General features: G+C 59.2%; 10 protein-coding genes. 6 read left to right on the top strand and 4 right to left on the bottom strand.

Annotated features, from left to right (window positions below; all coding sequences use genetic code 11):
- The first annotated feature begins 2 nt into the window (after nucleotides 1-2).
- Nucleotides 3-113 carry a transposase domain-containing protein gene (locus LDN95_RS05485; protein WP_226016645.1) on the top strand — a complete coding sequence of 37 codons (111 nt, stop codon included), beginning with the start codon at nucleotides 3-5 and terminating at the stop codon, nucleotides 111-113.
- A 9-nt stretch (nucleotides 114-122) separates the two neighbouring features.
- On the opposite strand, the gene LDN95_RS05480 is transcribed toward LDN95_RS05485, so the two are convergent.
- Nucleotides 123-635: a hypothetical protein gene (locus LDN95_RS05480; RefSeq protein WP_226016636.1), complete on the bottom strand. Its 513-nt coding sequence runs from the start codon at nucleotides 633-635 to the stop codon at nucleotides 123-125.
- A 153-nt stretch (nucleotides 636-788) separates the two neighbouring features.
- On the opposite strand from LDN95_RS05480, the gene LDN95_RS05475 reads away from it, so the two are divergent.
- The 3 genes from LDN95_RS05475 to LDN95_RS05465 are packed head-to-tail and all read left to right on the top strand — an operon-like array spanning nucleotide 789 to nucleotide 3,625.
- A complete protein-coding gene (locus LDN95_RS05475) occupies nucleotides 789-1,625 on the top strand; it encodes an alpha/beta fold hydrolase (RefSeq protein WP_226016635.1) in 837 nt (278 codons plus the stop codon).
- A gap of 57 nt (nucleotides 1,626-1,682) precedes the next feature.
- Nucleotides 1,683-3,326, top strand: coding sequence for an FAD-dependent oxidoreductase (locus LDN95_RS05470; RefSeq protein ID WP_226016634.1), 1,644 nt, complete (start codon nucleotides 1,683-1,685; stop codon nucleotides 3,324-3,326).
- The gene (locus LDN95_RS05465) at nucleotides 3,323-3,625 is read left to right on the top strand and encodes a UBP-type zinc finger domain-containing protein (protein WP_226016633.1); all 303 of its coding nucleotides are present in this window, start codon (nucleotides 3,323-3,325) and stop codon (nucleotides 3,623-3,625) included. The genes LDN95_RS05470 and LDN95_RS05465 overlap by 4 nt, the downstream gene beginning before the upstream one ends.
- 66 nt (nucleotides 3,626-3,691) lie before the next feature.
- Here LDN95_RS05465 and LDN95_RS05460 read toward each other — a convergent pair whose 3' ends face one another.
- The 3 genes from LDN95_RS05460 to LDN95_RS05450 form a co-directional block, all read right to left on the bottom strand.
- On the bottom strand, nucleotides 3,692-5,119 hold the full coding sequence (locus LDN95_RS05460; RefSeq protein WP_226016632.1) for an NAD(P)-dependent oxidoreductase: 1,428 nt from the start codon (nucleotides 5,117-5,119) through the stop codon (nucleotides 3,692-3,694).
- A 127-nt stretch (nucleotides 5,120-5,246) separates the two neighbouring features.
- On the bottom strand, nucleotides 5,247-7,805 hold the full coding sequence (locus LDN95_RS05455) for a TonB-dependent receptor (protein WP_226016631.1): 2,559 nt from the start codon (nucleotides 7,803-7,805) through the stop codon (nucleotides 5,247-5,249).
- A 28-nt stretch (nucleotides 7,806-7,833) separates the two neighbouring features.
- Nucleotides 7,834-8,916 carry a hypothetical protein gene (locus LDN95_RS05450; protein WP_226016630.1) on the bottom strand — a complete coding sequence of 361 codons (1,083 nt, stop codon included), beginning with the start codon at nucleotides 8,914-8,916 and terminating at the stop codon, nucleotides 7,834-7,836.
- Between the two features lie 244 nt (nucleotides 8,917-9,160).
- Here LDN95_RS05450 and LDN95_RS05445 point away from each other — a divergent pair, with 244 nt between their 5' ends.
- Both LDN95_RS05445 and LDN95_RS05440 read left to right on the top strand, forming a co-directional pair.
- Nucleotides 9,161-11,089 (top strand): NAD(P)/FAD-dependent oxidoreductase, encoded by a 1,929-nt coding sequence (locus LDN95_RS05445; protein WP_226016629.1) that lies wholly within the window; start codon nucleotides 9,161-9,163, stop codon nucleotides 11,087-11,089.
- Between the two features lie 68 nt (nucleotides 11,090-11,157).
- Entirely contained in the window at nucleotides 11,158-11,877 is a 720-nt protein-coding gene (locus tag LDN95_RS05440) for a TetR/AcrR family transcriptional regulator (RefSeq protein ID WP_226016628.1), read from the top strand.
- The last annotated feature ends 35 nt before the right edge of the window (nucleotides 11,878-11,912 follow it).

Raw genomic sequence — 11,912 nt, 5'->3', positions numbered from 1 at the left:
AGCTGACCGGCATCAACCCACACGTCTGGTTGACCGACACGCTCACGAAGTTAGCCGGCGGTCACCCAGCCAACGTTGTTGGCGAGCTCGTGCCCTGGACGCCCGTGGTCTGAAAACACCGCTTACGGAAAACCAGCGGCATTGAAGATCATACGATAGCGCTCGCTTGCCCGCTCATGCGCAGCGGCAGTGCTGATCTGACGGACCATCAAAGCGGTGGTGATGCTGATGGCGACCAGGCTGACGCCAAGGCGCATGGCCGGGGACGCGATCGGCTCGCCGCCATGGGAGATGGCATAGGCGACAATCGCAAGAAAGGTGCAAACCGCAGCCGACGCGTAGACCGGTTTTCCGGCGTGGCCGCGCGCAGCGATCAATATGACCGTCGTGTAGAGAACCGCAACGGCGCCCTGTAACGGACTGAGGATATCGAGCGCAAATATGCCAAGCGCCACCACGATTGCGGTAGCCGTATGTACTTTTGCCGCCAGTCGTCTCGCTTCCGGATCGCCCCGCATCCACGCCTCCGACAGCGACCAGTATGATCGCCACAAGGCGGAAATGCTTAACGATATTCCGATTAGCGGCAAGTAGATCGGATATTTCGCCGGCTGATCACGACACATGATCATCATTGTTGCCGCTCATGTCCTGCCACAACATCATACACAGGTTTGGGGTAAGCCGGACTGACCCGAAACCTGCGTATGATACCCGGATGCCGAAGTTCCCCCGATAATCGGTGCATCGGACACACAAGCGTTGCGTCCGTCCAATGGAGGACAATCATGGCCTACCTCACCACTGCTGACGGCGCGGAGATCTACTACAAGGACTGGGGCCCCAAGGACGCTCAACCGGTCATGTTCCATCACGGCTGGCCGCTGTCGGCCGACGATTGGGATGCCCAGATGCTGTTCTTCCTCGCCAATGGCTATCGCGTGGTGGCGCATGACCGCCGCGGGCATGGCCGCTCGTCGCAGATCGATACCGGTCATGACATGGACCATTATGCCGCCGATGCTTTCGCCGTGGTCGAGCATCTCGATCTTCGCAATGTCGTTCATGTCGGCCATTCGACCGGCGGCGGCGAGGTTGCCCGCTATGTCGCAAAGTTCGGGCAACCTCAGGGCCGTGTGGCCAAGGCGGTGCTGGTAAGCGCGGTCCCGCCGCTGATGGCCCAGACCGAGGCCAATCCGGGAGGCACGCCCGTTGCGGTGTTCGACGGCTTCCGCAAGGCGCTGGCGGACAACCGCGCCGCCTTCTTCCTCAATGTCGCTTCGGGACCGTTTTACGGCTTCAACCGACCCGGCCAGACGGTCTTGGAAGGCGTGATCAACAACTGGTGGCGTCAGGGTATGATGGGCAGCGCGTTGGCGCACTACAAGGGCATCAAGGCCTTCTCCGAGACCGACCAGACCGAAGACCTGAAAGCGATCACTGTCCCCACCCTGGTGATACAGGGCGACGACGACCAAATCGTGCCATATACCGATGCCGCGCTGCTTCAGATCAAGTTGCTGGTTAACGGCACGCTGAAAATCTATCCGGGCTATCCACACGGGATGCTGACGACCCAAGCCGACGTCATCAACCCCGATCTTCTCGCGTTCATCCGGAGCTGAGCACGAAGCGAGCGGCAGATACGCCTCTGCCGCCGCTTTTTCCAAACGGAGGAATCAATGAAAAGCGCCGACGATCGCGACCATCAACGTTTCCCGACACTCGATCCTATGCAGATCGCGACCGCCCGGCGCTTCGCCAGTGGGCCCGAAACAGACTTCGCTCCGGGCGAAACTGTCTATGCGATCGGGGCTTCGGATGTCCCGGCATGGCTTGTGCTCGACGGTGCGATCGAGGTCGTCCGGCGCGATGGCCTGAACGGTGAAGCGCCGATCGTGACGCATCATGCCGGACAGTTCAGTGGCGAGGTGAACCAGCTTGCAGGAAGGCCGTCGATCGCCGGTGGCCGCGCCGGAACACAAGGCTGCAGGGCACTCCCGTTCGATCCCGCGCATCTGCGGGCGCTGATGGTCGGAACCGCTGAGGTTGGCGAAATTGTCATGCGCGCGCTGATCCTGCGCCGTGTAAGCCTGATTGCACAAGGCGGAGCGGGCACGATCCTGATCGGCGTGCCGGGGAGTGCCGACGTCGTCCGGTTGCAAGGGTTTTTGACCCGGAGCGGATACCCCAATCTTGTCCTTGATGCGCACGCGGAAGGCGAAGGCAAAGACCTTGTGGAGCGGACGGGCGTCCTGCCCGAACAACTGCCGTTGGTCGTCTGCCCGACCGGTCCTGTTCTCAGGCGCCCCAGCAACGCCGAACTTGCTGCGTGCCTTGGCACCATTCCGACGCTCGACCCCGCGACCATTTATGACGTCGCCGTGGTGGGTGCCGGTCCTTCAGGGCTGGCGACAGCCGTCTATGCGGCATCCGAGGGCCTGTCGGTCATTGTGCTCGATGCGCAGGCAATAGGGGGGCAGGCTGGCGCGTCCGCGCGGATCGAGAATTATCTCGGCTTTCCAACCGGCATCTCCGGGCAGGCACTCGCCGGGCGCGCCTTCAATCAGGCGCTCAAATTCGGCGCCGAGATCGCCATTCCCATTCGCGTCGAAAGCCTCGACTGTTCCGGGCCCGAACTGGCGTTGGACCTTGCTGGCGGCCACAGACTGCGCGCGCGATCAGTGGTCATTGCCACCGGCGCGCGCTACCGTCGGCCCGAAGTGCCGGGCCTCGCCGCATTCGAAGGCGCCGGCATCTCCTATTGGGCTTCGCCAATCGAGGCGCGGTTGTGTGTTGGCGAGGAAATCGCATTAGTCGGCGGCGGCAATTCGGCAGGGCAAGCGGTCGTCTTTCTCGCCCCCTATGTCAAACGCCTGCACCTGGTCGTGCGGCGCGAACTTGCGCAAACCATGTCCCGCTATCTGATCGATCGCATTTCAGCGCTGCCCAATGTAGAATTGCATGTCGGCAGCGAGATTGCGGAGCTGGAAGGCGACCGCACCAGCGGTCTGTCCGGCGTGACTTTCCACAATCTGGACAGCGGTGCCCGCGTCCATCGCGCGGTACGTCACTTGTTCCTCCTCATCGGAGCCGACCCCAATGCCGATTGGGTCCGCGATTGCGTCGATATCGATGCGAAGGGTTTCGTCATTACCGGACAGCGAGGGCTGTCGCTGGAAACCAGCGTCTCGGGCGTCTTCGCGATTGGCGATGTGCGCGCCGGCTCGACCAAACGCGTTGCGGCTGCGGTTGGCGAAGGCGCGGCGGTCGTTTCCCAGATTCACGCCAAGCTGGCCGAGCCCGCCGCGAAGGAGATAGTATGACAACCTGTTCCCACAGCAGCAGCATCAACGAAGTTCGTCCCAGCGCACCGGGCTGCGAGGAATGCCTCAAGATCGGTAGCCCCTGGGTGCATCTTCGAATTTGTCGCAGTTGCGGCCATGTCGGCTGTTGCGACCAGTCACCCCATCGCCATGCAACCGCGCATTTTCATCAGACACATCATCCGATCATCGAAGGCTACGATCCTCCAGAAGGCTGGGGCTGGTGCTATGTCGACGAAAGAGAAATCGACCTGCCCGATCAGACGCCGCAGTGGGGACCAATTCCGCGGTACGTTTGACCCCGGCGGTCTCCGCCATTCCCGAGGCGGTTCACGTCCCTCCATCAAGCAATTGCAGATCTTTGCTCAATCGTTGTCGGGCCAGACTTGTGCGAAGAACGGATTGCGGGCCGCATTCTCGCCATAGCTGTCTTGGTCGAATTGGCATGTCGGACACCAATGGCCGCCTTGCAGGTAAAGGCGCGGGGACATCGTGAAATCATGCCCCCTTGCACAGCGCCACTGGGTCGCCCCGTCCGGTTCCGGCGCAGTAGCACCAGCAAACCTACCACCGCGAAATGCTGCCGCTGCAGACAGATCGACAGCAGTCAGGTCACCGATGTCAGCGCAGGAATCATATCCATGATCAAGCAGCGAAACCTCACGCGATGGCTGAGCAAACGCAAAGTCTTTCCAGTCTGTCGGCAGTTTTTCCCACGCTTCGCGGGAGCCAAAGTAGGCATCAATGTGGGCGCGATCGTCGTTCTCGATCCAGTTGAGCGTTCCACCAGGCCCACGCGCCAACTTTTCCATGCGCTTGAACCCTGCCCCCGGAAAAAGCCGCGCCAACAGCTTGATGAATGCAGGCATGGACTTGGCCACGCCCCGTGCAAAATCGTCCATCGTTTCGCGGCGGAACGGCACCAGTGATTGCAGTTTATCGGAATCGGCATACCACTGACCGTGAAAATTTCGCGTTGCCGACCAGTTCGGGCGAGAACTGCCAAACGCGTTGGCAACACCGAGTGCATGGCTGGTCAACTTTGCGAACTCATGGTTGACCAGGCGCATGTCTTTGCCACCACCGATGTTATAAAAACCGCGCCAGAACGCCGCGGGCACGGCATCCTCACAAGTATTGGCGGCAAGTCGGGCAGAGTCTCCGACAGTGACCCACTCGAACACACCGTTAAAGGGATTGTGAAAGATGATCGGATCGTGCGTCTTCCACATGGTGGGATAGAGTATTCCGGTTTGTCGCAGGGAAACCCACTTGGCGACACCAGACTGAGCGACGATGGCCTCGGCCTGGGTTTTGCTGACCGCGTATTGATCGAACCGGCTGATCTTGATCGGATCACCCGTGCGCCCCCAATGCACCGGCGCATTGCGGTGTCCCGTCTGCGCAACGGTTCCGATATAGACCAGCGCCGTCGCATCCGACTGCCCCGTCGCCTTGATGGCCTCGACGATATTGCGGGCCCCTCCGACGTTCACCTTCATGGTAAGTTCGGGAACGTGATCGGCCATAGGCGAAACCAGGCCCCCAATATGCAGAACCTGATCGGCGCCCTTCACACCTGCGAGCACATCCTCATATCGGGTAAGGTCGCCCCACACCCATTCAAGCCCGGCTGTGCCATCGAAGCGTTTGACCACCGGGTGTGCTTTTTCTTCAGGGCGAACCAGCGCACGAACCTGAAATCGGTCGCTCCGTCCGAGCAGTTCGGCCAGTGTGGCGCTGCCCATGTTTCCTGTTCCACCGGTAAGGAAAATCGTTTTCTTGCTGGTCATCGACGATCTCCGGTCGGCATGGAGGCAGGTTGGTTCGAAACGGGAATGACCGCCGCGAATGCACGCGGCGGTCATCGTACTCAGCAGGATCGGGCGCGCATCATGATACGCCCGATAACGGCACCGATCAAAACTTGTGGCTGATCGTGGCGCCAAACTCACGCGGATTGGTCACGTTGACCGTGCGATAGCCGGAGTCATACGGGCCGGTCAGCGCATTGCCGAGCGAGATGTTCGTGATCTTTTTCTCATTCAGCACGTTCTTTGCGAAAATCCGGGCTTCCCAATTGCGATCCTCGGACCGCACGCCAAGGTGCAGGTCCAGCAGATTGCGGGCCTGATAGGCGAAGTTGACCTTGGTTGAAAACACGCTCGGACGGTAGGTGTAAAGAGCCGACAGGAACGGCGTAACCTTGCCAAGCGGGAACCGAATTTCCGACGACGCCGTCAGGCTGAAATCGGGAGCATCGGCGAGACGTCCATTCGAAATGCAGTAGCTGGTATTTCCAGTGCCCGTGATTTTCGCAGGCCCGGTCTGATTTGGCACGCCGGTGCCGGCAAAGTCATTGCACGGCAGACGGGCGTTATCATAGCGCGCCTTGTTGTAGGCAGCATTGATGCCGATGTCCCAATCGTTGGTGGGGCGCGCATCCAGGGTCAGTTCAACCCCCTTGATCGTTGCCTTGCCGTTCGCGTTGAACGAGAAAGCCGCATCAGGCGCCTGAGTGGCATTGTTGATGGGGGCCGAGCCAGCGGCGCCGCAAACACCATTGGTGTCCGGGCAATTGTAATAGATGCCATCGAACCGTGCGAGATAGTTGTCGATCTTCTGATAATAGGCAGAAATCGCGAAACTGACACGGCGATCAAGTGCCGACCCCTTGAGGCCAACTTCAAAGGAGTCGGTCTTTTCAGGCTTTGTCTGGATCAGGTCGGCGCTAATGCCGACAGGCGTGGCGACGCCGGTGCTGCCAAGCCGGAACGAATGGCCATAGGCGACATAAGTCGTGAGTTCAGGCGTGATCTGATAGCTGATGGTCGCTCCGCCCGTGATTGGCTTGCCGACAGTCTGCGAAAGTTCGGGCGGAACGCCGACAATGCTTTGCGTGAACGGCGCAACCGGGAAAATCAGATTGGCGCCCCCGCCGACAGGGACCAGCACTTGTCCACCGGGCGAACTAGCCGTGATATCGGTTGTCTGGATCGCCTTGATATGGGTGTAACGGACACCGGCCTCGACCGAGAACGGTCCGGACTTGTATCCTGCTCCAGCATTGAAGGACAGTGTCTCGGTAAAGACCGGCACTGAGACTTCGGTATGGATAGGAAGGAACAGTCCTGCCGAGAGCGGAGCTGCGGCTGCATAGCTATTGTTGGTTTCCGTATCGAAGACTGTGCCCGTGCGCTTTGAATAGAACGCACCAGCGCTATAGGTAAGACCTTCGGTGTTGTTCGAACGGACCCGCGCTTCAAACGATGTCAGGTAGTTTGGCACCCGCACCGTCGAGGTTCCAATGGGCTCGACAACCGCATTGCCCGAATCAAGGTCGCGAACGCTATCAAGAAGCGCAAACTGATGCGCTGCGATCACCGACGCCGTAACCGGACCAAGATCCCAATCGAGATTGAGGTTCATGTAATGGAAGGTATTCTTGAAGCGGTTTTGCCCGGTCGAGACAGCAAGGTAGTCCGAAACTTCCGCTGGCGGTCCAGAGCGAACCGTGCTGCCGGACGGCAGCAAGATTGCAATCGGAACACTGAAGCCCGGCGCAATTGGCGCAGAACCGACGACAAACGGAGCTACCGTCGCCGGAATTGCACCGGGCCCGAAGACTTGTTGGTTCTGAATGTTGTCGGCATGCAAGAACTGGTAGGTCGCGTAAGCGGTGAAGTTCGAGCTTGGCCGCCAACCCAGCGTGATACGCCCGCTTTCGGTGCGGCTGCGCGAACGTTCGTTCCGCGTGACGTTTGTCACGCCATTGCCGCGATTGCCATCGAGCAGGCCCGCGACGCGAACCGCAAACTTGTCGGAAAGCGGGATCGAAATACCGCCTTGAAGATTGTAACCGTCGCGATCGGTCGCAGTTCCCTGCACATACCCATCGGTGTCGGAGAAGCTGGGTTTGCGGGTCGCGATCGTGATTGCACCGGCAGGCGAGGTCAGGCCGCGAAACAGGCCCTGCGGGCCGCGCAGCACTTCGATTGCCTGCAAGTCGTAAAGCGCAGTGTAAACAAGCTGAGCGTCACTTGGCGCTTCGTTGAAATAGACCTGAACCGATGGAGCCGTGCCCGAATCCGGGTCGAAGGCTATACCACGCAGGGTTGTGGTGTTGTTGCGACCGCTGGTGTTGGTCAGTTCAAGGCCCGGGGCGAGCTTCGAAATGTCCTTGGCGTCAAACAGATTGAACTTCTGCAGCTTTTCGCCGGAGACGACATCAACGCTGAGCGGTACGTCCTTGAAACTGCGCGAATCACGCGTTGCAGTAACGACAATGTCGGGCACGCTTGGGGTACCAGCATCGGCAGATGCTTCAGCCGCCGCAGCGTCAGCCGCATCTGCATGCGCAAAGGTCGGCACGGTGAGTGCAGCAATGCTGCAGCATAGCAGCAAAGCACGTGTGGAATGAATGGATTTCAAAGTATTCCTCCCCTTTTTTGATACATCTGGCCACGCTGAATCGTTCAAATTCCAAGATAGCTCATGCTCATCCGGGTCAGGCGGCCGCGAGTTGAAACTTCGTTACTGGCGCCTCATCCGGGTAGATCAGCGGCGTGCCGAAGTCATAGGCTGCCACCAGCGCGCGGATGAAAACCGGATCTTGAAGTGGATTGGTCGGCGTCTCCACCTGTATGCCGCGCGCGCGCATATCCTTGAGCAACGTCTCAAAAACCCGATCGAGTGTCAGGTCATCCGAACCATCCATGTTCTTTTTGAGCTCGGCAAAATCCTCGAACACTTCCCCCGACCAATGCACCAAAAAGCGCAGCTGATCCGTGTGGACATTCTGGATGACATCGCTGCCGTTCATCAGTCGCCAATTGTTCTTGTCGGACGGGTCACCTGCGAAGACCGTCTCGAACCTCAATCCCTCGGGACGCTGACGATCGAATAGGCCATTCGCCTCGCCGCGGTGATACATCATTTCGTTCTGGACCAAGACGCCGCGGTTCCAAACCGGCGGCTGCAGGCGCCGTGGCGCCTTGGCGGGGCCGTCAGGCCAATACGTGAAGCCGCTCGTCGGATCCTTGCTGAACCACGTGATCACTTGCGCCATCTTGATCAGGTAATCGCGAAAGAGACCCGATTTGCCCATGACGGAGCAGAGCCAAGTCGGCGAGTTTTCGTAGCGAACACCGCGGAAACTTGGAGAGTCGAGGTGCCCCGGATCATAGTTGCCGCAAGGCCCGTTGATATTGAACAGCATCATCTGCGGCTTGGCATACTGGGCACCCCAATACGCCTTGGCATGATCGATAAACGCTTGATTATAGAAGCAGTCGCTGATCTCGGGAAACAACGCCGTGGAATAATTGCCGTAAAAACCGCGGAACGTCGGCGTGACGAAGCTGTCCAGCGATGGAGTGACGCCGTCCGGCAAGGCACCGGACATGGTGGCAATCAATTCATCGATGTTGGCAAAATGCTGCGCGATAATCAGCTTCCACGGCCCTGCGGTGCGCACGACATCCAGCAGGCGTTCGCGCTGGTCTTCGGTGAAGGGATCACGCACCTCCACCGGCGGAGAAGCCGGACGCAGAATATCGGAAAGAGCTTGCCGCGCAGCGACGCCGTCCATGCCTCGACTCCCAAACTTTGGCTCGATTGACCTCGAGATGTAAGTTAGTTTGAACTTACCCACTGCACCGGCAGCGGTCAATGAACGATCAGCGCACCACGCAAAAAATCAGTCACTCCTGTTCGATTGTTGCCATTTTACCGCACAGAGTCCCGTATATGCGTAGAATTTGGGCACTAGCCATTCGCACCATCTGGTTGTAAGCAATCACTCACAAACACAACTCTTGGGAGACAGCCAACTCATGACGACCCGGATTTCAGCGGAACACGCACTGCGATCGGCTGTGCCGGATTCGCCCGAGCTCGCTCGCGCCCTTGCCGAAGCGAACGTTCCAACGTTGCTGGCGGCGTATGCCCACCTGACGCAAGATGCGGCTTTCCTTGAGCTTTTTGCGCAGCATATCCGACCTGCCTACTCCCATCCGCCGACGGACATTCCCGCAGCCCTGGCCGACGTACTTCGCGCGAGAATGCGGCGCGTGCTGACGACTCGTGAAGGCCTTGCATCGGCGCCGCCGACGGACGCGCTCATTCAGCAAATCATGAGCGTGACGGTCGGTGAAACCGTGGAGGATGAGTTCCTCGAACTGGTCGAAGATCAGTGCGGGTTCAAACCGTGGATCGATCGTTCACAGGTTGCAGATCGCCCGATCCCACCGGTCGGGTTCAAAGTCATCGTGATTGGCGCTGGACTGACCGGCATGGCTGCGGCGACCAAGCTGCGCGAAGCAGGCTACGATTATGTCGTGATCGAGAAGAACGCCGATGTCGGTGGGACCTGGTACGAAAATCGCTACCCGGGCGTGGGCGTGGATACGCCAAGCCACTTCTACAGCTTCAGCTGGGAGATCTGGCCAGACTGGCAGCATTATCACCCCCAAGGTGCCGATATGCAGAACTATCTGCTTGAGGTTGCCGCAAAATATGATCTGCGCCGCAACATGCGGTTCAATACCCGCGTCGATCGACTGACTTACGACGAAACGTCTGGAACGTGGAATGTGCGCGTAAGCAAGGCGGACGGATCGACCGAAAACCTTGTCGCAAACGCGGTGATCAACGGCCACGGGCCGGTTAACCGCCTCAAGTTCCCGGATATTCCAGGTCTTGATGGCTTCAGCGGCCCGGTAGTGCATACTGCGGCCTGGTCAAGCGATCTGGACGTTTCGGGCAAGCGCGTCGCCGTGATTGGCACTGGCGCGAGTTCAGCACAGCTTGTTGGGGCGATCGCCCCCAAAGTGGCCGCACTAACGGTGTACCAGCGGACCAAGCATTGGGTGCTTCACAACCCTGAAATCGCCCATGAAGTGAATCAAGGCATGAAGTGGGCGCTTGCCAATATCCCGACTTTCAAGGAATGGTTCCGCTTCCGGGTCTACTGGGGTGCAGCCGATGGTCTGTTTGCTAACGTCCTGAAAGACCCAGCTTGGGAGGGCAACGATCTGGCCGTTTCCGAGTTGAACGAAGGCACGCGCCAGTATGCGTTGTCCTACATCCGGCAGAAGTTCGCCGACCGCCCCGACCTGATCGAAAAGCTGACTCCGGACTTTCCGATCTTTTCGAAGCGGATCATTCTCGACAATGGCTGGTTCGACGCCCTGCGGCGAGAGAATGTACACCTCGAAACCAATGGCATCGCCCGGATCCTCCCGAACGGCATCGAGGCGAAGGACGGCACGGTGTTTGAATGCGACGCGATCGTCTGCGCGACTGGCTTCAATGTTGCGAAAATGACCGGCAACCTCGTGATAAAGGGCATAGGCGGTCGCGATTTGGGCGAGGAGTGGGGTGAAGACGATCCGCGTTCCTACATGGGCATGTGCATTCCGGGTTATCCAAACTATTTCCATACGGTTGGCCCCAACAGCGCCCCCAACCACGCCGCCGGGCAGAACCTGATTTCGGAATGTCAGGTCAACTGGATCATCGAAGCGCTGGATCGAACCGTGAGTCAGCAGGCCAAGGCGTTCGAAGTGACGCAGGACGCATTCGATGCCTGGAACCGCAAGGTCGAGGCGCGGATGCCGGAGATGATCTGGACTCATCCCAAGGCCAACAGCTACTATAACAACTCAAAGGGTCGCGTTTTCCTGTCGTGGCCATGGCGCCTTGTGGATTTCTTCAACGAGACCCGAGGCCCTGCGGAAGGGAGCTACACCCTCCATCGCTGATCCGGACAAATGTTGGTTTGGCCGGGTTGCACTTGCGCAACCCGGCCTCGCCATCCTAGTCTGTCGGCATGAAGCGTAGGCGAATATCCGGCATAGAACGCAAGTCCTTGATTTTGGACGAGGCGCGTCGCATCTTTTCGAAACATGGATTTGAAGCCGCGCGCACTCAGGATATCGCGCGTGCAGCGCAAGTGTCCGAAGCACTGGTCTATCGCCATTTTCCCACAAAGCAGGCGCTATATCGCGCCGTGTTGCGCCGCACGATCCGCGACCAGAATGCAAACCACGAAATGGTGGGACTGCGCAACATCACCCCGCGCGGCTTGATAACCAACTTGCGGACCTACTTCCAGATTGTGGTTGGCGGCGGCCCGGAACATGTCACGGAGGGCTTTCGCCTGTTGCTGGCGAGTGTCGCCGGAGATGCCAGCTTCGCCAGCCTGATCTATCGCCGTGCGAACCGAATGATGAACGAGCGGGTGCATCAGGCACTGGTCCAGGCACACGCGTGCGGCGACATCGTGGGCAAAGTGCTCGATGCGCGAAACACCTCGATGTTTACCGAGCATATCGGAACGATGATGAATACCCTTGCGAAAATGACCTCGCAGCCTTCTCCTTACTCAGGCGACAAGGCGCAGCTCGTCAATGACGCCGTCTGGTTTTGCAGCCGGGGGCTGGGCTTCACCGAAGAAGCGATTGCGCGCTACCTTGCCGATGCCGATGGCGAGGGTGACCCCGCCCAGACTTTGCGCGATGACGCCTACCCGACGCGCAAGGCCGGATAGCAGGCCAGCAACCAACAGCGAGGAGCGCCAACCAG

Source organism: Novosphingobium sp. FKTRR1, from assembly GCF_020404405.1.
Lineage (GTDB): Bacteria > Pseudomonadota > Alphaproteobacteria > Sphingomonadales > Sphingomonadaceae > Novosphingobium.
This window is presented reverse-complemented; position numbering and strand designations above follow the sequence as displayed.

Excerpts from the sequence above, each read along its gene's own strand:
- LDN95_RS05480 (WP_226016636.1), bottom strand. The coding sequence starts at position 635 with ATGATGATCATGTGTCGTGATCAGCCGGCGAAATATCCGATCTACTTG.
- LDN95_RS05475 (WP_226016635.1), top strand. The coding sequence starts at position 789 with ATGGCCTACCTCACCACTGCTGACGGCGCGGAGATCTACTACAAGGAC.
- LDN95_RS05470 (WP_226016634.1), top strand. The coding sequence starts at position 1,683 with ATGAAAAGCGCCGACGATCGCGACCATCAACGTTTCCCGACACTCGAT.
- LDN95_RS05465 (WP_226016633.1), top strand. The coding sequence starts at position 3,323 with ATGACAACCTGTTCCCACAGCAGCAGCATCAACGAAGTTCGTCCCAGC.
- LDN95_RS05460 (WP_226016632.1), bottom strand. The coding sequence starts at position 5,119 with ATGACCAGCAAGAAAACGATTTTCCTTACCGGTGGAACAGGAAACATG.
- LDN95_RS05450 (WP_226016630.1), bottom strand. The coding sequence starts at position 8,916 with ATGGACGGCGTCGCTGCGCGGCAAGCTCTTTCCGATATTCTGCGTCCG.
- LDN95_RS05445 (WP_226016629.1), top strand. The coding sequence starts at position 9,161 with ATGACGACCCGGATTTCAGCGGAACACGCACTGCGATCGGCTGTGCCG.
- LDN95_RS05440 (WP_226016628.1), top strand. The coding sequence starts at position 11,158 with ATGAAGCGTAGGCGAATATCCGGCATAGAACGCAAGTCCTTGATTTTG.